Here is a 20,203-nt window from a genome sequence, read left to right as displayed (position 1 = left end):
GGACGTCTGGGTGCTAGTGGGTTATAACAAGGCAAAGAAGTAATAAAAGGTTATTCAATGAATTTACATGAGTATCAAGCAAAAGCGCTATTAAAAAAATATGGTATGCCTGTGCAGGAAGGAATACTTGCCACCAATGCCGATGAAACGGTGCATGCTTTCGAGCAGCTGGGTGGAAAGTTCGCAGTATTGAAAGCACAGGTGCATGCGGGTGGCCGGGGTAAGGCTGGTGGGGTAAAAGTGGTGAAATCGGCTGCCGAGGCTGCTGAATATGCCAATCAGATTATTGGTTCACGCTTGGTGACTTATCAGACTGATGTCAATGGTCAGCCGGTCAATAGCATTTTAGTTTCTGAGGATGTTTATCCGGTTGAGCGCGAGTTGTACTTGGGCGCTGTGGTAGATCGCTCGACTCGCCGCATCACTTTTATGGCATCGACTGAAGGCGGTGTTGAAATTGAGAAAGTGGCCGAAGAAACCCCTGAAAAAATTATTAAAGTTGAGGTTGATCCTTTAGTTGGTCTAATGCCATTTCAGGCGCGTGAAGTTGCTTTTGCACTTAAACTCAAAGATGGACAAATCAATCAATTTGTTAAAGTCATGACGGCTGCCTATCAGGCATTTGTAGACAATGATTTTGCACTTTTCGAAATCAATCCGCTGTCTGTGCGTGAAAACGGCGACATTCTGTGTGTCGATGCCAAAATCGGAATTGATTCGAATGCACTGTACCGTTTGCCTGAAGTGGCTGCTTTGCGTGATAAGTCTCAAGAAAATGAACGTGAGTTAAAAGCCTCTGAGTTTGATCTAAACTATGTGGCACTTGAGGGTAACATTGGTTGTATGGTCAATGGTGCCGGTCTTGCCATGGCAACCATGGATATTATTAAGCTGTATGGCGGTCAACCAGCCAACTTCCTGGATGTGGGTGGTGGTGCGACCAAGGAGCGTGTGATTGAAGCCTTTAAAATTATCTTGGCAGATCACTCTGTCCAGGGTGTATTGATTAATATTTTTGGTGGAATTGTACGTTGTGACATGATTGCTGAAGCAATTATTGCAGCGGTTCAGGAAGTAAATGTGACAGTTCCTGTGGTTGTTCGCCTCGAAGGCAACAATGCGGAACTGGGTGCAAAATTACTGGATGAATCAGGTTTGAAATTGATTTCTGCACATGGTCTTGCTGACGCTGCAGAAAAAATCGTTGCTGCTGTAAAAGCTTAAGGAGTATCTAACATGAGCGTATTAGTTAATAAAGACACTAAAGTATTGGTACAGGGCTTTACAGGCAAAAACGGCACATTCCATTCTGAACAGGCTTTAGCCTACGGCACTAAAGTCGTGGGTGGTGTAACCCCGGGTAAAGGTGGTCAAACCCATCTGGAATTGCCTGTATTTAATACCATGCGTGAAGCGGTGAAAGAAACTGATGCAGATGCTTCGGTGATTTATGTTCCGGCACCCTTTGTACTGGATTCTATTGTTGAGGCGGTTGATTCTGGCATTGAGTTAATTGTGGTGATTACTGAAGGTGTACCGACCATCGACATGCTCAAAGCCAAGCGTTATCTGGAAACCAATGGTAATGGCACACGTCTGATCGGACCAAACTGTCCGGGTATTATTACGCCGGGTGAATGTAAAATCGGGATCATGCCGGGACATATTCATCAGCCGGGTAAAATCGGGATCATTTCGCGCTCAGGCACACTGACTTATGAGGCTGTGGCGCAAACTACAAAACTCGGTTTAGGTCAGTCGACCTGTATTGGTATTGGTGGGGATCCAATTCCAGGCATGAACCAGATTGACTGCTTGAAACTGTTCCAGGAAGATCCGCAGACTGAAGCCATCATCATGATTGGTGAAATTGGTGGTACGGCGGAAGAAGAAGCCGCAGAATATATTCAATCGAATGTGACCAAGCCAGTTGTTGGTTATATTGCGGGCGTAACTGCACCTAAAGGTAAACGTATGGGCCATGCAGGTGCGATCATTTCAGGTGGTAAGGGCACAGCAGAAGAAAAGTTTGCTGCCTTTGAGCGTGCGGGTATGGCCTATACGCGCAGTCCTGCCGAACTCGGTTCAACTATGCTGCAAGTGTTAAAAGATAAAGGTTTGGCCTGATATCCAAAGTAAACCTGTAATAAAAAGCTCCCAGATGGGAGCTTTTTATATCGCATTCTATTTTTAAGTTTTAGCTTTAAGGCTCTGAGTCATGCCGTTGATATCACCACCTTGAATACCAAGCTCACTCATCAGACTGTCAATGAGCGGTGCTTGGCTACGATAACGTAGGGCGCTATTCACCACCTGATCTGACAGGGCAACATTACCATTCTCATGATGGGCATCTGCCTGACAGGCACCGGCATGACCGCCATGTAGGCCATTCACCTGGAGAATCTTGATATCATCAATATTTTCCATTGGTTTGACGCTTTCCCGGATAATTTCAGGCAAGTATTTCAGCATGGCCAGACGGATCTGCATTTCGACCTGTTCAGGTGACAGGACGTTATTGGCTTCATTGACCGCACGCGTACCTTCAGCATCGACCTGATACTGTTTTTCCATTGCCTGAGCCAGTAGAATTTTCGCATCCGCTTCACCCTTGGCCTTCAGGCGGACTTTTTCTGCTTCAGCCTCAGCCGCAATCCGCACTGCTTCTGCATCATCTGCTGCCGCCTGTTTGCCAGCTTCAGCGGCAACTGTAATGGCAATTGCATCTTTTTCAGCGTGTTCTTTGGCTGCGACCAGTTCAACTGCTTTTTGACGCTCTGCCTGCTGGATTTGACGTACGGTGATGACTTCTTCTTCCGCTTTTACCGCTTGTGCACGTGCCTGATCGGCTTGAGCTTTAGCTTCAGATTCAGCACGTGATTTTTCCGCAATCGCAATGGCGCGATCCTGTTCAGCCAGTTCAATGGTTTTCTTTTGCTCGACCTGTGCTTTTTGAATCAGCTGGGCCTTTTGAATATTTTCATTTTCGACATCACGGGCGGCCAAAATACGCTTGAGTTCGACTTCTCGTTCAGCGGCAATTTGTGCTTCTTCTGCTTCACGTTTTTTGCCGGCTTCCTGAGCGGCAATTTCAGCCAGTTGTTCAGCTCGGCGAATGGCAATTTCACGTTCTTGCTGCAGTTTGGCATATTCTTCTTCACGAATAATTTGCAGGCGCGCCTGTTCAGCTTCCAGATTTTTAGTTTTGATCGCCAGATCGGTATCCTGTTCGATGTGGTTACGCTTGCGACGGCGGTCTTCAATGGTTTCAGTGAGCTTGGTCAGACCTTCGGCATCGAAGGCATTTTGTGGATTAAAGTATTTAAATCCGGTCTGATCCAGTCCGGTTAGGGAAACCGTTTCAAGCTCCAGACCGTTTTTGTGCAAATCTTCTGAAACCACTTGTTGGACTTTTTGTACAAAATCGACCCGTTTTTCATGCAATTCTTCCATGGCCATTTCTGCAGCCACTGCACGCAGTGAATCAACAAATTTGCCTTCCACCAGATTTTTTAATTCATTGGGTGACATGGTTTTTTGACCAAGGGTTTGTGCTGCGGTGGCAATTGAATCTGCTGTAGGTTTGACTCGGACATAGAATTCGGCCATGACATCGACCCGCATCCGGTCACGGGTAATCAGTGCCTGATCATCAGCACGGCGGACTTCAAGGCGTAGGGTGTTCATATTTACTGGAATAATTTCATGTAACACCGGAAGCACGATTGCGCCTCCACCTAAAACAACCATAATGTCATATCATTTTGTTAAGAATTTTGTTAATTCTTTGTTTTTATTAAAAAGTTTTGGAAAGGCAAAAATTAACACTTTTCTTAACACTTTTGGAAAAAATAGCGAATTCTAGCAACCGTTAAGGTTGCTCAAATTAGTAGATTCCAAGCGTTTTTTTATACTCTCGAATCTCCGATTGTAAACTTGCTACTGTAGATTTAAGCTGATTAATCTGCTTTTCCTGTCTTTTCTTCTGATACTCTAAGCTCATTATAATTGACATAAATCTTTCAATCTTTTCTTCATTAAGCTCACTAAATTTTGGAGATTTTCCAGTAGTCTTTTTAACTGAACTATTTCTTTTAGCAAGATTTTTTTGATTATTAATTGCTTTCTGTTGAGCAATAAGTGCTTGTAGATATTGGGCCGATTTTGGGTAAGTATTATAGATAGATGCACGGTTTATACCTAATAAGTCAGCAACTTTAGAAGTGGTAATCTTTTCTTTAGATTCTAGAAGATAATTTCCGACTTTACCTATTAAATCATTATCAATAGGTAATGCGCTTAATTCATCAATAGAATTAAGTTCTAAATAATTTATTAAGCCATTAATACTATCGTTTAAATCTTTCATCATTTAAACCACCTCAATTTCATTAACTTGAATTTTTTTACCATCGAGAGCATTAATAATTTCTGTTAATTGTTTTTGTTTTTGCTCAAGATTTAAAATTAAATTTTCGAATTTTTCTCTTCTATCAATAGGTAACTGATACATTTTAGATAACTTGGCAGAAATATCTTCAAGTAAACCCTTCCAGAAAGGAAGATTTTTATTAGTAGTAACGTATCCATGACAGTTAATACAGCTTAAAGGTTCTGCAACTGACTTTAGGGAACAATCAGACCCATTCATACAAAAGCCATGAGGTAAGAAGTTAATTGAGTCCTTATTTTGGATCAGATATGTATTAATTTGATCAAGATTGTTAAATGCGATTGGATCTACCGAAATATTATATTTAAAGTCTTTGAGATTTAAGGCATTTAAAATAAATTTAACACCACCCCCAATACTCTGTTGTTTAGCTATAGAGTTTGAAAAACCCATAAGGGATTTTATCTTAATAGTTTCATCAAAAGATTTAGAATGATTGATTAACTCAGAATAAATACCACGCCTGGAGTAAATAAATGACATTGCACTCCGCAAATGTTTGAATTGATGTTTTATTTCCCTAATCGTGCATAAATTATTAGTAATCATGAAATAAGCAAATGTATGACGGAATTGGTGTGGAGAAAAATTAAAATAGTCACCATCCTCATATTTGACCATATAATTATTTGAACTTTTCACTGTGGATTTGTAGTTACAATCTAAAAATTCGAGTTGAGCAATATCATGCTTATCTAAAGCAATCTTAAAAATTGAATAGTCTTTATTCATTTCACCTTTCTTTATGTAACCCATAGTGTCAAATATGCATCTGTTTAAGGAGTAATTAACGCTAAATACTTTTTCATTTGCTAGATTAGTTTTTAAATGATTAATATATTCTTCACTAAAACGTGGATCATTAGTATTAATAACAGCCTGAACTCTATGCTTAACTTTTTTGTTAAGCTCAACTAAAAGATTAAGCATTTCATTACAGGATTGTGAGCTAATCCATGATAGCTCCAATCTATTCTCAACTGTTTTACCTAATGAAGAAGTAATATAAAAAATCCCTTCATCCTCAAATAAACTGGTATTTGTAATCTCCTTTACTTCATCTTTTCGCATACCAGTAAATAAAAGCGTATTGAAAATTACAACTTTTCTGAATTGATTTAGAAAATTAATAAAGTTGCCACAATTTAAACCATCATGTTCTCTGTAAGATAAATATTCTCCATTATCAACTTTATAATTGCCTTTTTTTATATTCTGAATTTCTTTAGCATTATATTTAGACCACAATTTATATTTTTCAAAAAACTTTTTTTTATAATTTTGAATTGCATCAAAAGTTTTGAGTAAAACATGGTCGGGAATAATAGGGAAACTATTAGATTCATATGAAGAAAGTGTTTTATTTTTATGAGCTTCTTTATCTGTTCTGCTTAAAAGTAGTCTTTCATAAGTTTCAGGCGTGATAAAATTGTATGTTTCTAGAGCAAAACAAACAGTATTTAGAATGTCACGTTTAGTATCATAAGAATCACAAAAAGATTTAGCGATTATCTGTAGTTTTAATGATTTTAATTTATTTAAATCATTAAATGATCTTAAGTTGTTATCCATTAAAATTAGTGCAAAAGATTTTAATATTCTAAATTTTGTAGTCATTGAGCTCCATTTAATTTTTTTGTAATTTCTTTTTCTTCCAAGAAAAACTGCACTTAAAAATATAGCTTTAAGCTCATATTCAAATTCTTGAGTTAATGATGCGAAAGATATAACTTTAGTTTCATCTCGCTTAACCCATCTATTATCATTAAAGCTTACTTGATGCAGGCCGTCTCTTCTTTCAGGAATTTTGAAAATAATCCTATTATTCAATTCTTCCAATAATTCTATACTATATTCTTTAAATGATATATTCCCTTCACCATCTATAATAGTGATAGATTCAAGAACGTGATGTAGGTCAGACATTATAAAACCTATAGAGAGAAAAAATGATTTGGTTTGTAATTAATTACAGCCATACTGTATAATTTAGGGTCGTTCTGTTTTAATAGATTCAGAATATAATCAATACGAGTGTTAAATTCTTTGATGGCAATACCAGTTGAAGACTCTTTATTATATGAGGAAGAAATGTCCATCATTTGTGATATGCAGATATTTTTAAAATCTAAAAGCTTATGAATTTGGGATTGACTATTTACAATGCTAAAGTTTTTACAAAATAAACAAGCTAAATAATCAGAACATATTGAAGTACTATCATTATGTTTTTGTGAGCAATTACCTAATGGTGTAAACTGAATAATATTGCTATCTTCGATCTCAGACGTTTCTGAGATATTCTGATTTATTTCAGGTGTATCTAATGAAATTTCTTTGTTTTTTAAGAAAATTTGTAAGGCCTTTGTGCCTTTAGCCAGATTTTCAATACTCTCAGTTATATTCAATTCTTCATAGTGACGTACAAAAACATCAAAATCATGATGCACTAATTCACGGTAAACTGAGAATTTTTTTAGAACTATTTTATAGATTCTGTTTGAAACAGTCTTACGCATTCGCTTAGAATTATAACGAATATGGCAACCAACTTCTGCAAGTAACTCATTGACCTTTTTAACAATATTTTCATGATTGGCAACTTGTAAATTACCCAATTTTGATAAAAAAACAAAAAAATAATCTGTTGTAAATTCAGGATTTTTTGCTTTCTCAATAACTTGTTTTCTTAACTTCTCACGAACATATAAGTATAAATAGAGTATTTTGTCTTCCGTATTTTTAAAGTAAACATGAGTTTCAGTATTATGTGCGGCTCTTGCCTTTATAAAATTAAAATAGTAAAGGTTTTTATTGTTGTCATCGACATGAATATATTCTTCTGTATCTTTTAGACTGCATAAAGTAGAAACATTTAAACCAGTAGCAATTTGAATAAGTGCAAAATAAGCCACCATTAATCTACTGCAATCATCTTTGTTTATCTTAATAGCATTAATTAAATGATTAAGAATAGTCATCAACTCTTTTTGAGTATAACTGTTAGTAAGCAAATCTTGACTAGCAAGAAAATTACGTTGAGATACAGCTTGGTCATAATCTTTTATGTATTTTTGTTTTGTTTCAACGCACAACCATCTTAAGGACTGATAATACCCATTTTGAGTAGTTGGTTGAATTTTTCCTTCTAATACCAAATCATTAATTCTTGCTTTAATAACCCTAAAATTTGCATGATTGTCAGCAGTTAAAACATTAAGCCCATGTTCATCAAGTGATTTCTGAGTAGCAAACGTAATAAATATATATCTTAAATTTCCTATATTGCTTTTTAGAGATGCTTCATTAGCATCATGATATTTAATATTCTGAATATATTCTTGAAAGAAAATATAAAATTCTGTAGCAAATCTCTCAGATTTTGAATAGAGTCTATTAAGACGAACTGTTGAAGTATTGCCGAATTTTGTAGGTATATATAACCATTTATTATCATATTTTGAATAGTCAAATTCTTCATCAGTTAGTATTTCGATAATAAATACAATACATTTAAAAATTTTTGTTTTTAAATATGATCGAAGTTTGATTAGAATTTCATAACTATTCTCTACCAAAGCAAGCAAACCATGTTCTTTAATTTTGGCTTCGTCATTAGGATATTTATCACAATGATTATTTAAAGCAGTTGCAAACTCTCTAAAGCGTCTAGCCTCAGTTATATTTATTATGTTTTTTTGAATTTTTTGATATTGAGATAGAACAATAGGGTTCAGTTTATAATATCTTGTAATGTCATGTGGCCTTCCAAAAATATCAATTGTGATCTTCTCTCCACGTAATTTTGTAAGTGCGTATCGCTGATTATTTGTTATCTCAACATTTGCTTCAATACGGTCAGCAAGTTCTTCTAATGAATTTGAATCAGCAAACTGTTTAGAATCAAGTATGATTTTCCGTAGATTCTTAAAACTTGTTCTTTGTGTTAGTGGAGTTGATTTTAAATATAATTTAGATAATAGTCCTACTAATTCAACTGTAAGACTCTTATTTAAAGTATATAGTTCTATTGCTCGAAACTCATTATCTCCAATGAAAAATGAGGATGCTCGTTTAATTTCCTTTTTGCTATAATACGATAAGATTTTTAAAATAAAAGAAAATCTATTTTTATAAATGTTAGGAAAATCTGAATGAATCTTCAATTCTAGGTCAAGAAGATAGTCCTGATTATCAACCAATAACTCAATCTCTCGTTTGAGTTCATTTCTAAACTCAATCGGCAAATTTTCAGCTAAGTTTCTAATCTCAAAGCAATATCTAATCATTGTCTTTTCAGCATTCAAGCCATTATCATATTCATTTATAAATCTTATTATATAATCATAGAAAGTCATCAAGAATTTCCTGTTCTTCTGCATCACCCAAAATGCCACTCGCTTTTAAAGCATCACCAATACCACTTTGAGAAATCCAACTTTCTCTGGCACTTCTAGTTGAAAGATATTTCTTGGTTGTTTTAAACAAGCTATGACCTAGTTCGTCTGTAATAGTGAACTCTATATGTTCCATCTCTTCGCCTTGTTTCAGCAATTCAATTACTCGTTCAACTGCATAAGTCGCTCTTAAATCATGGAAAGTCTTGTTAAATTTAAATCCAGCTTCTTCTAATTCGGCTTTTACAGGATAAATAATATTAGTGATGGTTGTATGTGATATTCTTTCGCCACGATTATTTAGAAATAATGGTGGGGAAGTTGTATATCCATTCTTTTCAAAATACTTTCGTAATGCGAGTTTCCTGGCAGTACTATTACAATATTCTGCGATTTCATTCAGAATTGGTTCTTTAAAATAAATTTCTCTTTGTTTACTAAATTTACCAATAACTGTATATAAACCATGTTTATCTTCATTCAAAATATCTTCATTGATATTGATAATTTCTGTTCGTCTTAAACCATATTCTTTCGCTAATTTAATCCAAATTTTTCTACCTTGATTTTGGCAATATTTTGAATTAATAAGTAGATCATATTCTGTAGGGGTATATGCGCTTAAAACTTTATTTTTTATCCCTTTATATTTATTAGGAATAGAGATGTTTGATGAGATCACTTGAAAAACTGGTGCTGCTTTTGAAGTGATTTTCTTAGATTGGTCATTGGTATAATAAGCTGCTTGATATTCAAACGGAAGGCGATTAATAATATAATTATGAGATGCCCACTCATAAAGCATTTTCACATCACCTAAATATACTTTTGCTGAAACATAGCTAATATTATTTTCTTTAGATGTGATTCGATCTATTAAATATCTTTTAAATAAGTTAACAGGGTCTTCATCATCTATATATGATTCATCTTTCCAATCAATATTATTTTCAGTTACCCAATTTAAAAAAACAGTTAATGAGGTTATTAAGCTATTTAATCTTAACTTTGTTATCTCTTTTTTTCTTTGTCTTTTATTAGGAGCGAAATCATTAAAGCGAAACTTTTCAATTAGGAATAAATTGAACTCAATACTTGTTTCAATATTGTCTAAATTTATAAGTTGGGGAAAGTTTGAATAATCTTCATGTTCAGGTCTTTGTTCTGACAAGATTTTAATATCGTCAGAACCCAATATTTCATACTGACAATCTTTTAAGAATATATTTAGAGAAATAGCCTTTGTTTTCATGAATTTAACATTACTTCTTTAAAGCATATCTCACATTTTAGATGTTTTAATAGCAATGTCAAATCGGAAGTGTTATGTTATATTTGTTAATTAATGTGCAAATTCAATAACTAATATACTTCTCCCATAAGTTCTCTGGCTTTATCATAAGCATCTGTATAAATCGCCCTCATGTTCCAAAGAATATTCTTAAAGGCGATCGAGTAGGACGTAAGCTACTAAAGACCAGAATTCGATTTGTCTACCAAGTCAAAGATGATTAAATTTTATCTTGCTCATTACTATTTGAATCCGAGCTGACAATCTAGTTTACGATGAAGCAAAAGTGGATTAAAGACCAAAAAATGGGAGCTATAAGCCCCCATTTTTAGCTTAGCATTATATGAACACAGCAATTCTAAAGGGTCTAAGTAAAATAGGAATATGCAACTGTTGCATTGAACTTTCTTGTTTTATGGATTTAATTGCTTTTAGTTGAATTTTAGGAGTTAACACTTTTTATACTATTTTGATATGACATTTTACTTAACACTATTGATATGACCTTATCACTTTTTCTCCACCCCAACCGGTACGCACAAAGGAAATTTCTTTGCTTGAACGACGGTATAAGCGTGCAATGATGAGACCGAAAGTCACCAGTGCCACAAAAATAATTCCCGAAATAATTAAAATATTATATAAATCAAATGTTAACATTGTTATAAAGTCTCAATTGAGTGCTAGCTAAATAAAATTAAAGTGCAATGGCTTGAAAGCCGTTCTTGGTTTTGTGGGTTAGAACTACATTCTGACCTTGATTTAAAATTTGATTGTTTTCTGGTTCAACCAGAACATAATGAGTCTGGCCATGTTGATCTCGGACTTTGGCTTGTGCGGGAGAATTCACTTTGGCATCTCCCAGAATAATGGTCGCGGTACGTCCGATGAGTTCATCACTGTAAATCGCGGAAGTTTCATCTTGGGGCAGGAGCTTACTGGCGGCCATGGCAAGAAAGCGCACCACAGGCATACACAGAAACAGGCAGGCCGGAGAAATCAGCCAAACATTAAACAGCTGGCTGGTCAGGCGCTCAAATATGCCCTGAATCAATAAACCGCTTAACCCATAACTGGTCAGAAAAATGATTAGCCAGATAAATAAAGGCAGACGCCCCAGATATAACCAGTCAAATACTTTGCTGAAAACACCCGGAGACTGATCCGGGCTTATTTCTGGTTGCAGGGGATCTTCAGGTAAAAACTGTTCGAAGATATGCTGAGAGCCGCCGCCGAGCAGCAATAGAATACATTCTAGTGCAGCAAACATCAGCATTAGGCTCAGGCTAATACTAAATACGATATTTGATGGATGCGTAAACAGTTCCCACATTTCTTTATCTCTATAATTATGTTTTTAGGAAAAGTGTCTGAAAGTTTTTATTGATATAACGATAACAGTAATTACTGATTTTGTATGCAAAAAAATAACAAAAAACCCGATAAACAAGGATTGAATATATTGATTATTTAATAATTATTGAACTATTAAAATTAATAATAAACTATAAGAAGCTAACTGGATGTTTGAGCAAGTGATGCCATAGTGGCAATAGGAATTCTGAATAGCATGGCATTCTGTGTGTGCTTGCCTGAGAAAGTATAGAGATACATCGACCTGAGTATCTCCAAATTTTTCTGTTCAAGTTTAAAGTAGGGCAGTCTGAATCCGGACTTTCATATCTAGAGTCTGTTGCAGAATATAGTGTTGCATCCATTTGACCTGTTCGCCCATAGGATTGACCTTGACTGCAGTATTCAGGAAGTCGAGATCAGGCTGCTTGAAAAGCTGTTGTTGCAAGGTTTGCTCCAAAATCTGACTGTTGGTTGTCAAAGGTAATGCCACTAGATAGAACGCTTTAGGATAATTATAAAAGGCATATAATAAATTAAAGGCTTTTTGATCACCTTTTAGGTTGCCAGCACCAATTTCGTAAGCTGCGTTCTGGTTGCTATAAGTAACGCCGATTAGGAATTCCCAATGACCTTCTTGCAAACGCAGACCAAACTGTAATCCGATTTGATCCGCGGTCAGCTCGTGTTGCAGATAGATATTTAAAGGCTTGCCATCATCACTGAAAGGTTCTTGCAAGACTAGAATATGTTGCTGATGCTGATAAATATAACCAGCAAGCTGGGCCTGTTCCAGACGGGTTTTTACAGTGGTGAGATCAAAAGCGCTATAGGGCATAAACGAAGTATATCAATAGGGAGAATTGGGTCTTACTCTAGTAATTTTTTAACTATTTGAGAACCACTACTTTAGATTATTTTCCTAGGATTTTATTGGTTTAGCGACAGGGTAATATATACCTATATCACACAATACCCTCGCTTGAATTGTGCAAATCATTGATTCATAAAAACTGATATTCATTATTGATGAATTTTTATATGAGCTTTTGATATATCAATATCATAAAACAAGCAATGGATAGGATAAGTAAATCACTATAATGAATATAAATTTTCAAAAGTGTCATAAGTACACGTTTTTCTAAGCTGGTGTTGTCCATGTCGTTAAATGAGGAAAGACTTACTCATCTCAAACAGCTTGAAGCTGAGAGTATTCATATCATCCGCGAAGTTGCTGCCGAGTTTGAAAATCCGGTCATGCTGTATTCGATTGGTAAAGATTCGGCGGTCATGCTGCATCTTGCGCTAAAAGCGTTCTACCCAGCAAAACTTCCATTTCCATTATTACATGTCGATACAGGCTGGAAGTTTAAAGACATGATCACTTTCCGGGACAATATGGCGAAAACCCATGGTTTCGATTTGATCGTGCATCAGAATAAAGAAGGGGTTGAGGCAGGTATTAACCCGTTCGACCACGGTAGTTCTAAATATACCGACATCATGAAAACTCAGGGCTTAAAACAGGCTCTGGATAAATACGGTTTTGATGCTGCTTTTGGTGGCGCGCGCCGTGATGAAGAAAAATCACGTGCGAAAGAACGTGTTTATTCATTCCGTGATTCGAAACATCGTTGGGATCCGAAAAACCAGCGCCCAGAACTTTGGAATCTTTATAACGGTAAAGTGAACAAGGGCGAAAGTATTCGTGTATTCCCATTATCTAACTGGACTGAGCTGGATATCTGGCAATACATCTATTTGGAAAGTATTCCATTAGTACCACTTTATTTGGCTGCAGAACGTCCTGTGGTTGAACGTAGTGGCACGCTTATTATGGTTGATGATGAACGTATGCCTTTAAAAGAAGGTGAAGTTCCACAAATGAAATCGGTACGTTTCCGTACTTTGGGTTGTTATCCATTAACAGGTGCTGTGGAATCTACAGCCAATACCTTGCCGGAAATTATTCAGGAAATGTTACTGGCAACCAGTTCTGAGCGTCAAGGTCGTATGATTGACCATGATGAAGCAGGCTCGATGGAGAAGAAGAAGCAGGAAGGCTACTTCTAATTTAATCTCCCCCCTTGCGCAGCAATGCTGCTCACCTCTTTAAAAAGAGGGGGAACTCCTAAATCAGAACGGAGATAAAGTCCCTCTTTATTAAAGAGGGATTTAGGGAGATTAAAAAAAGATTCAAAACAACCGATTTCTAAAGAATATGTGGAGCTTTGAGCGATGTCTCATCAATCTGATTTAATCAGCCAAGATATCTTGGGCTATCTGAAACAACATGAAAATAAAGACCTGTTGCGTTTCCTGACTTGCGGTAACGTGGACGATGGTAAATCGACGTTAATCGGTCGTCTGCTGTACGATTCAAAATTGATTTATGAAGATCAATTACAGGCTGTGACCCGTGACTCGAAGAAAGTCGGTACGACAGGTGATGCACCTGACTTGGCACTTCTGGTTGATGGTTTACAAGCAGAGCGTGAGCAAGGCATTACCATTGATGTGGCCTATCGTTATTTCTCGACAGAAAAGCGTAAGTTCATCATCGCGGACACGCCGGGACATGAACAGTATACCCGTAACATGGCGACAGGTGCGTCGACGTGTGACCTTGCGATCATTTTGATTGATGCGCGTTATGGCGTGCAAACCCAGACGCGTCGTCATACCTTTATTGCGAGTTTGCTCGGGATCAAGAACATCATTGTTGCAATCAATAAGATGGACTTGGTGGAATTCTCTGAAACGCGTTTCAATGAAATCCAGGCTGAATATGCGGCATTCGTTGCACAATTGGGCGACCGTAAACCAAGCAATATCATCTTTACGCCTATTTCTGCATTGAATGGCGATAACGTGGTGAACAAGTCAGCCAATACGCCATGGTACACTGGTGAAACGCTGATGGGTACACTTGAATCGGTGGAAATTAACCGTAGTTCAGCGAAGCAGGATTTCCGTTTCCCTGTGCAATACGTGAACCGTCCAAACCTCGACTTCCGTGGTTTCTGCGGTACGATCGCACTTGGCGATATCAATGTTGGCGATACCGTAACAGCATTACCTTCTGGTAAATCATCGACTGTCAAAGAAATTGTCACTTTTGATGGCAATCTTGAGCATGCAGTTGCAGGTCAGGCAGTGACTTTAACGCTTAACGATGAAATTGATATTTCACGTGGTAACGTGTTAATTCGTGCGGATCAAGCTGTTCCAAATATTTCCCGTTCAGTTCAAGCGACTGTTGTGTGGATGGCAGATCAACCACTTGTACTGGGTAAGCTGTACAACATCAAGATTGGTACGCAAACCGTTCCGGCAAAAGTAACGGCAATTCATTACCGTACCAACGTTAACACATTGGAAAAAGTTCAGGTGGATAAACTTGAGCTAAATGCAATCGCCAATGTGACTGTTGAATTTGATGCACCAGTGGTCTTTGACCGTTATCAAGACAGCCGTTTCACCGGTTCGTTTATCTTCATCGATCGTTTGAATAACGTGACGATTGGTGCTGGTATGGTGGAAGAATCAGTTGAATGGTCTGCACACGATGAGCCTGTCACTGCAGAAGCACGTGCGGCACGTTTGGGTCAAAAACCTGCTGCGGTGACTGTATCTGGTAAAGCTTTGGAAAATGCTCAGGCGCTAGAAAGCTTGCTGATTCAGCAAGGGATCGTTGCTATTGCTAAAGCATGTTTGAATGCGGAGCAGGTTGCACTGGTTCGTGAAACTGGTGTGGTTGTGATTACCGATGCTGCTGAAGGTACAGACACGACTTTAACCGTAGATACAGTTGAAGAACTTGCTGAGAAGATTGTGGAATTGGTTCGTCTTTAAGACTGGACTGATTTGAAGAAACCCGCTGAAAAGCGGGTTTTTTATTGCCTAAATTTTGATTGCATGAAAATCATTCGATTCGTCAAAATGTGATCTTTCAATTTACTAGTCAATTAATACAATACTCCCTAGATTTGGGGAATATATGAAAAAATTAATATTGCTGGCTGGCTTGTGTGTGGCTTTTGGAGCTGAAGCCAAACAGAGCAGCCAAAGCGTTGAAGCAATCAAGCAAAAAATAATCCAGCAGTCGATTGAGAATTATCCGGGAAATTGTCCGTGTCCTTACAATACTGCAAGTAATGGTAGTCGTTGTGGTAAGCGTAGTGCTTATAATCGTGCAGGCGGATATGCGCCGCTGTGTTATCCGGAAGATGTGAGTGATCGAATGGTAAAGGAATATAAAGGGCGTAGTTAATTAAAGGCTCCGTATTTAGATAGTGAGCTAAAAGAAATATTTTTGTTAGATTTGGCTTCACATGGGTAATTATTCATAAGAATCATTGAGGACTAAGGCCAGAATTGCTTTCATTTCGGTTAAACTTTTCACGCCTGCAATCCTTTTAATAATTTCTCCATTTCTAAAAATAAGCGTAGAAGGCAAACCATAGGCATTATAGCGCAAGGTTAAAATCGGAGACTGATCCACATTGATCTTGCCAAATTTAACTTCAGGATTTACCTCAGCATAGTATGTCGCCAGTTCGGCAAAGATCGGAAAATTCTGAACACAGGGCTTGCACCAGTCTGCATAAAAGCGAATCACGGCAAAACCTTCAAACCACTCAAAATCACTGTAATTGTTTTCGTTATATTCGATCACTTGGATCATGGTTGGCCTATTATCAATTTCCTGAATAGTCCCCCGATTATACATAAGTCCGATGTAGCTTCATTCCTCATGCTAACTATGTTCAAATAAGTCCAAGATATATGAAATGCATAGATTAGGGAAAGAAATCATGTCGCAACAAACCATGCAGCAAGTCATTATTACAGAACCAGGTGGTGTCGATAAACTCGCTTATGAAACGGTGACTGTACCTGAACCTAAAGCAGATGAAGTTCTGGTGAAAGTTCATGCCTTTGGTATTAACCGTCCAGATATCCTGCAGCGTCAAGGCTTATATCCGATGCCGAAAGGGGTAACGCCAGTTCCTGGCCTGGAAGTGGCAGGTGAGGTGGTTGCGATTGGTAGTGATGTAAGTCAGTTTAAAGTTGGTGACAAGGTTTGTGGTTTGACCAATGGTGGCGGTTATGCTGAATATTGCGTAGTGCCAGAAAGCCAGACCTTGAATATTCCTGAAGGCGTAAGTTTTGTCCAGGCAGCGGCCATTCCTGAAACTTTCTTTACCGTGTGGGCTAATGTGTTCCAGATGGGTCAGGCTAAAGCAGGGGAAACGGTACTGGTGCATGGTGGAACCAGTGGGATTGGTACGACTGCTTTGATGCTGTGTAAATCACTTGGTATTAAAACTTTTGCAACTGTGGGTTCAGATGAAAAAGTTGCAGCGATTTCTGATTTAACCACGGCTATTAATTATAAAACTCAGGACTTTGAGCAAGTTATTAATGAAGCTACCGACAATGGTGGTGTCGATGTTATTTTAGATATGGTCGGTGCACCTTATTTAGAGCGTAATTTAAATTTGTTGCGCCGTGATGGACGTCTGGTCTATATCGCCTTCTTGGGTGGTGCTAAGGCCAAAGAAGTTAAACTCGGACAAATCATGATGAAACGTCTGACCATTACCGGTTCGACCATGCGTGCACGCAGCACGGCTGAAAAAGCGGAAATTGCACAAGGCCTGAAAGAGCAGATTGCACCATTGTGGGCAAAAGGCGAATGTCTCCCGATGATCTATAAAACGTTTAAGTTCGATCAGATTCAGGATGCCCATGCCACAATGGATACTGGAGAGCATGTGGGTAAAGTTGTAGTTGAAATTATTTAATACGAGATAAGTGATTCAAAAAAAGCCAGTAATTTTACTGGCTTTTTTTAATTTTAAGTAAAATATTATTACAAATAAATATATAAAATCTTGAATAAAAATTAAAAAATGTTAACTGTTCGACACAACCTGTCAATTATGACACGTAAATTGCATGTATAGATAATTCCGACCAAATGGTTAAACATTCACATGAATGTGAGAGGGAAAATAAGATGAAAATTATTTCAACAGCATATAGTTCAAAACATAGTTTAAGCGCATTACGACGTATTCATAAAATGATTATTCGCGGAACCATCAGCTGGGTAGAGTTACATAAAATGTATCGGGCGATGCTGCATCTGGAGCGTTATATAGAAAGATTAACAATACAAAATCGTCATTCAAGCAAGAAAGCATCCAGAAAATCCAAATAAGATCTTGTATTTTTAGGGTGAATAAAGGGTCAAGATCTGATGCAAAAAAATATCTTAGACTTTGTCCTAATATTATTCATTGATCGGCATTCAGTATAATCATTCAACATCTAGCGATAAATAAGTACATGAGAATGTATTAAGTGGGGATTTATGAAGCGCCCAGCTTCAACACATGAGCGTCTTGCAGAGCGTTTAGCCAGAATTTTGACCAAATTAAACGTCGGATATCAACTCCGGGCTGCAGAGCTAGCTGCAGAATTTCAAGTCAGCACCCGTACCATTGAGCGTGATTTTGATCGTCTAGGCTCTTACTTACCCTTACTTCAAGATGAACAGAAACGATATTATCTGGAACTCTCTTATTTAGGGCGCTTTAAATTGCAGGATATCCAGACCTTTGCCCAGCTTTCGGGGATCAGTGAGCTGTATCCGGCGCTGGATATGTCTTTTATGCGTGAATTGCTGGATGAGCGGGCAAATCAGGTATTTTCGGCAAAAGGCTATTATTTTGAAGATGCCAAACAGTTTGCCGAGCATTTCAAGTTGCTTGCAAGCGCAATCTATAAACGTCAGCAGGTTGAGTTGCAATATTCAGATCAATTGCGAATCATTAAGCCTTATCGCTTGATTCACCATCATGGTATCTGGTATCTGGTAGGTGTAGATCAGGACAAGTTGCGCACCTATCGCTTAAGTCAGGTGCAACAACTCAAGCTGGTTTCTGAGGTGGAGAGCTTTGCGCATGATCCTGAAATACTGAAAATGCTGGTAGATGAAGACAGCATCTGGTTTGGGCAGCAAAAGCAGCAAGTCTTAATCAAGGTACAACCTGAAGTCGCGGTCTTTTTTAAAGAGCGCCGTTTATTTCCAGAACAGCAGATCGAGCAGGAAACTGGGACTGGAGAGTTAGTGATTAGTTGCCAGATTCGTCACGAAATGCAGTTATTGCCTTTGGTGCGTTACTGGTTACCTTATGTGAAAATTATTGAGCCGATTCATTTCCAGCAAAAACTGGAACAGGATTTGCAAGGATATTTACGTTCTGCTGGATGATATTGAGAAAGCAGAGCAGGAGGGCCTGATTAATGATGACACTTTAAATGGGAATTTAATTTACTTATTTTTTGACTAACTAAATTACAGACATAAAAAAACCAGCTTTCGCTGGGTTCTTTATTTGCACCATCTTTCTATAGTAGAAGAATGGTGCCCGAGGCCAGACTCGAACTGGCACGCTTTGTGGGCGGGGGATTTTAAATCCCCTGTGTCTACCGATTTCACCACTCGGGCTTTAACAAGATGGAGGCGGAGGTCGGAATCGAACCGGCGTCCACGGAGTTGCAGTCCGCTGCATGACCACTCTGCCACCCCGCCGCGTCTTGTTGATGCGTATATTAGCAAGCCCAGAAAAAAAAACAATAGTGTATTCATCTGTATGCGCATAAAAACATCATCTGGCGGAAAATATTTAAATTATTCATGTAGAATGTGCAAAATTGATTCATATCAACACTTGGGAGAAGTGCCGTGGCATTAGTTCTAGACGGTCGTGCATTGGCGAAGCAAATTGAAGCTGACTTGTTTACTCGCGTAGAAGCGCTGAAAGCAAAATCAGGTCGTACTCCAATTCTTGCGACGATTTTGGTAGGTGACGATGGTGCATCTGCAACTTATGTTCGCATGAAAGGCAATGCCTGCCGCCGTGTTGGTATGGATTCACTCAAAGTGGAACTTCCTAAAGAAACCACAACTGAAGAATTATTGGCTGAAATTGAAAAATTAAATGCAAATCCTGATGTGCACGGTATTCTGCTTCAGCACCCGGTTCCTGCGCAAATTGATGAGCGTGCCTGTTTCGATGCAATCTCGCTTGAAAAAGACGTAGATGGTGTCACTTGCCTGGGCTATGGTCGTATGGCAATGGGTGAGGCAGCCTATGGTTCAGCGACGCCTGCGGGTATTATGACTATCCTGAAAGAGAACAACATTGAAATCGCTGGTAAACATGCGGTAGTTGTAGGTCGTTCTGCAATTTTGGGTAAACCAATGGCTGCGATGCTGCTAGAAGCGAATGCAACCGTAACCATTTGCCATTCACGTACTCAAGATCTTGCAAGCTTTGTTAAGCAAGCAGATATCATTGTCGGTGCGGTAGGTAAAGCAGAATTAATTCAAAAAGACTGGATCAAACAAGGTGCAGTGGTTGTTGATGCTGGTTTCCATCCACGTGATGGCGGTGGTGTTGGTGATATCCAACTTGTTGGCATTGAAGAAATTGCTTCTGCTTATACCCCAGTTCCGGGTGGCGTAGGTCCAATGACGATTACTACTTTAATCCGTCAAACGGTTGAAGCTGCTGAGAAAGCGTTAGGTTAAGCCTATTCTCCCTCTCCCTGTGGGAAAGGGTTCGGGGTGAGGGTCTTAAAAATAATCCTCTCCCTAGCCCTCTCCTTTAAAAAGGAGAGGGAACT

The 20,203-nt window shown here is 38.1% G+C and carries 17 protein-coding genes, 2 tRNA genes and 1 pseudogene; 9 read left to right on the top strand and 11 right to left on the bottom strand.

Features of this window, described 5'->3' with window-relative positions:
- The first annotated feature begins 57 nt into the window (after positions 1 to 57).
- Both sucC and sucD read left to right on the top strand, forming a co-directional pair.
- Positions 58 to 1,224: an ADP-forming succinate--CoA ligase subunit beta gene (gene sucC / locus F890_RS11960; RefSeq protein ID WP_005251285.1), complete on the top strand. Its 1,167-nt coding sequence runs from the start codon at positions 58 to 60 to the stop codon at positions 1,222 to 1,224.
- 12 nt (positions 1,225 to 1,236) lie between these two features.
- A complete protein-coding gene (gene sucD, locus F890_RS11955) occupies positions 1,237 to 2,127 on the top strand; it encodes a succinate--CoA ligase subunit alpha (protein ID WP_004730261.1) in 891 nt (296 codons plus the stop codon).
- A 63-nt stretch (positions 2,128 to 2,190) separates the two neighbouring features.
- Here the strand turns inward: sucD and F890_RS11950 are convergent, their stop codons facing one another.
- The 8 genes and pseudogenes from F890_RS11950 to F890_RS11920 form a co-directional block, all read right to left on the bottom strand.
- Complete coding sequence (locus F890_RS11950; protein ID WP_005267070.1) at positions 2,191 to 3,753, bottom strand: flotillin family protein; 1,563 nt, start codon at positions 3,751 to 3,753, stop codon at positions 2,191 to 2,193.
- A 136-nt stretch (positions 3,754 to 3,889) separates the two neighbouring features.
- Positions 3,890 to 4,375 carry a hypothetical protein gene (locus F890_RS11945; RefSeq protein WP_005267068.1) on the bottom strand — a complete coding sequence of 162 codons (486 nt, stop codon included), beginning with the start codon at positions 4,373 to 4,375 and terminating at the stop codon, positions 3,890 to 3,892.
- Positions 4,376 to 6,382 carry a site-specific integrase gene (locus tag F890_RS11940; protein WP_005267067.1) on the bottom strand — a complete coding sequence of 669 codons (2,007 nt, stop codon included), beginning with the start codon at positions 6,380 to 6,382 and terminating at the stop codon, positions 4,376 to 4,378.
- 8 nt (positions 6,383 to 6,390) lie between these two features.
- Complete coding sequence (locus F890_RS11935; RefSeq protein WP_005267066.1) at positions 6,391 to 8,814, bottom strand: hypothetical protein; 2,424 nt, start codon at positions 8,812 to 8,814, stop codon at positions 6,391 to 6,393.
- Positions 8,801 to 10,105 (bottom strand): tyrosine-type recombinase/integrase, encoded by a 1,305-nt coding sequence (locus F890_RS11930; protein WP_005267065.1) that lies wholly within the window; start codon positions 10,103 to 10,105, stop codon positions 8,801 to 8,803. The genes F890_RS11935 and F890_RS11930 overlap by 14 nt, the downstream gene beginning before the upstream one ends.
- Positions 10,106 to 10,651: 546 nt before the next feature.
- Positions 10,652 to 10,804, bottom strand: a pseudogene (locus F890_RS19425) (band 7 protein); the annotation flags it as partial.
- A gap of 37 nt (positions 10,805 to 10,841) precedes the next feature.
- Positions 10,842 to 11,477: a YqiJ family protein gene (locus tag F890_RS11925; RefSeq protein WP_004730256.1), complete on the bottom strand. Its 636-nt coding sequence runs from the start codon at positions 11,475 to 11,477 to the stop codon at positions 10,842 to 10,844.
- Positions 11,478 to 11,792: 315 nt separating this feature from the next.
- A complete protein-coding gene (locus F890_RS11920) occupies positions 11,793 to 12,335 on the bottom strand; it encodes a hypothetical protein (protein ID WP_004730254.1) in 543 nt (180 codons plus the stop codon).
- A gap of 323 nt (positions 12,336 to 12,658) precedes the next feature.
- On the opposite strand from F890_RS11920, the gene cysD reads away from it, so the two are divergent.
- From cysD to F890_RS11905, 3 genes are all read left to right on the top strand, one after another.
- On the top strand, positions 12,659 to 13,573 hold the full coding sequence (cysD, locus tag F890_RS11915; protein ID WP_004730252.1) for a sulfate adenylyltransferase subunit CysD: 915 nt from the start codon (positions 12,659 to 12,661) through the stop codon (positions 13,571 to 13,573).
- Between the two features lie 165 nt (positions 13,574 to 13,738).
- Entirely contained in the window at positions 13,739 to 15,355 is a 1,617-nt protein-coding gene (gene cysN, locus F890_RS11910; protein ID WP_004730250.1) for a sulfate adenylyltransferase subunit CysN, read from the top strand.
- 145 nt (positions 15,356 to 15,500) lie between these two features.
- Complete coding sequence (locus F890_RS11905; protein ID WP_004279462.1) at positions 15,501 to 15,773, top strand: hypothetical protein; 273 nt, start codon at positions 15,501 to 15,503, stop codon at positions 15,771 to 15,773.
- 69 nt (positions 15,774 to 15,842) lie between these two features.
- Here F890_RS11905 and F890_RS11900 read toward each other — a convergent pair whose 3' ends face one another.
- The gene (locus F890_RS11900) at positions 15,843 to 16,187 is read right to left on the bottom strand and encodes a thioredoxin family protein (RefSeq protein WP_004730246.1); all 345 of its coding nucleotides are present in this window, start codon (positions 16,185 to 16,187) and stop codon (positions 15,843 to 15,845) included.
- Positions 16,188 to 16,317: 130 nt separating this feature from the next.
- On the opposite strand from F890_RS11900, the gene F890_RS11895 reads away from it, so the two are divergent.
- From F890_RS11895 to F890_RS11885, 3 genes are all read left to right on the top strand, one after another.
- Positions 16,318 to 17,310, top strand: coding sequence for an NAD(P)H-quinone oxidoreductase (locus F890_RS11895; RefSeq protein WP_004730244.1), 993 nt, complete (start codon positions 16,318 to 16,320; stop codon positions 17,308 to 17,310).
- Between the two features lie 215 nt (positions 17,311 to 17,525).
- Positions 17,526 to 17,729 (top strand): hypothetical protein, encoded by a 204-nt coding sequence (locus F890_RS11890; protein WP_004730241.1) that lies wholly within the window; start codon positions 17,526 to 17,528, stop codon positions 17,727 to 17,729.
- A gap of 153 nt (positions 17,730 to 17,882) precedes the next feature.
- Positions 17,883 to 18,785: a helix-turn-helix transcriptional regulator gene (locus tag F890_RS11885; RefSeq protein ID WP_004730239.1), complete on the top strand. Its 903-nt coding sequence runs from the start codon at positions 17,883 to 17,885 to the stop codon at positions 18,783 to 18,785.
- A gap of 151 nt (positions 18,786 to 18,936) precedes the next feature.
- Here F890_RS11885 and F890_RS11880 read toward each other — a convergent pair.
- Together F890_RS11880 and F890_RS11875 are read right to left on the bottom strand one after the other, a co-directional pair.
- Positions 18,937 to 19,022 (bottom strand) — tRNA-Leu (locus F890_RS11880).
- Positions 19,023 to 19,032: 10 nt separating this feature from the next.
- Positions 19,033 to 19,106, bottom strand: a tRNA-Cys gene (locus F890_RS11875).
- 153 nt (positions 19,107 to 19,259) lie between these two features.
- On the opposite strand from F890_RS11875, the gene folD reads away from it, so the two are divergent.
- Positions 19,260 to 20,108 carry a bifunctional methylenetetrahydrofolate dehydrogenase/methenyltetrahydrofolate cyclohydrolase FolD gene (folD, locus tag F890_RS11870; RefSeq protein ID WP_004646309.1) on the top strand — a complete coding sequence of 283 codons (849 nt, stop codon included), beginning with the start codon at positions 19,260 to 19,262 and terminating at the stop codon, positions 20,106 to 20,108.
- Positions 20,109 to 20,203 lie beyond the last annotated feature (95 nt).

The organism is Acinetobacter sp. CIP 64.7, from assembly GCF_000369745.1.
GTDB classification, from domain to species: Bacteria; Pseudomonadota; Gammaproteobacteria; order Pseudomonadales; family Moraxellaceae; genus Acinetobacter; species Acinetobacter fasciculus.
This window is presented reverse-complemented; position numbering and strand designations above follow the sequence as displayed.

What these genes read in the sequence shown, in the direction of transcription:
- F890_RS11940 (WP_005267067.1), bottom strand. Translation starts at nt 6,382, where the DNA reads ATGTCTGACCTACATCACGTTCTTGAATCTATCACTATTATAGATGGT.
- F890_RS11945 (WP_005267068.1), bottom strand. Translation starts at nt 4,375, where the DNA reads ATGATGAAAGATTTAAACGATAGTATTAATGGCTTAATAAATTATTTA.
- F890_RS11950 (WP_005267070.1), bottom strand. Translation starts at nt 3,753, where the DNA reads ATGGTTGTTTTAGGTGGAGGCGCAATCGTGCTTCCGGTGTTACATGAA.
- F890_RS11920 (WP_004730254.1), bottom strand. Translation starts at nt 12,335, where the DNA reads ATGCCCTATAGCGCTTTTGATCTCACCACTGTAAAAACCCGTCTGGAA.
- F890_RS11885 (WP_004730239.1), top strand. Translation starts at nt 17,883, where the DNA reads ATGAAGCGCCCAGCTTCAACACATGAGCGTCTTGCAGAGCGTTTAGCC.
- F890_RS11905 (WP_004279462.1), top strand. Translation starts at nt 15,501, where the DNA reads ATGAAAAAATTAATATTGCTGGCTGGCTTGTGTGTGGCTTTTGGAGCT.
- F890_RS11890 (WP_004730241.1), top strand. Translation starts at nt 17,526, where the DNA reads ATGAAAATTATTTCAACAGCATATAGTTCAAAACATAGTTTAAGCGCA.
- F890_RS11900 (WP_004730246.1), bottom strand. Translation starts at nt 16,187, where the DNA reads ATGATCCAAGTGATCGAATATAACGAAAACAATTACAGTGATTTTGAG.
- cysN (WP_004730250.1), top strand. Translation starts at nt 13,739, where the DNA reads ATGTCTCATCAATCTGATTTAATCAGCCAAGATATCTTGGGCTATCTG.
- F890_RS11935 (WP_005267066.1), bottom strand. Translation starts at nt 8,814, where the DNA reads ATGACTTTCTATGATTATATAATAAGATTTATAAATGAATATGATAAT.
- F890_RS11895 (WP_004730244.1), top strand. Translation starts at nt 16,318, where the DNA reads ATGTCGCAACAAACCATGCAGCAAGTCATTATTACAGAACCAGGTGGT.
- sucD (WP_004730261.1), top strand. Translation starts at nt 1,237, where the DNA reads ATGAGCGTATTAGTTAATAAAGACACTAAAGTATTGGTACAGGGCTTT.
- cysD (WP_004730252.1), top strand. Translation starts at nt 12,659, where the DNA reads ATGTCGTTAAATGAGGAAAGACTTACTCATCTCAAACAGCTTGAAGCT.
- F890_RS11925 (WP_004730256.1), bottom strand. Translation starts at nt 11,477, where the DNA reads ATGTGGGAACTGTTTACGCATCCATCAAATATCGTATTTAGTATTAGC.
- F890_RS11930 (WP_005267065.1), bottom strand. Translation starts at nt 10,105, where the DNA reads ATGAAAACAAAGGCTATTTCTCTAAATATATTCTTAAAAGATTGTCAG.
- sucC (WP_005251285.1), top strand. Translation starts at nt 58, where the DNA reads ATGAATTTACATGAGTATCAAGCAAAAGCGCTATTAAAAAAATATGGT.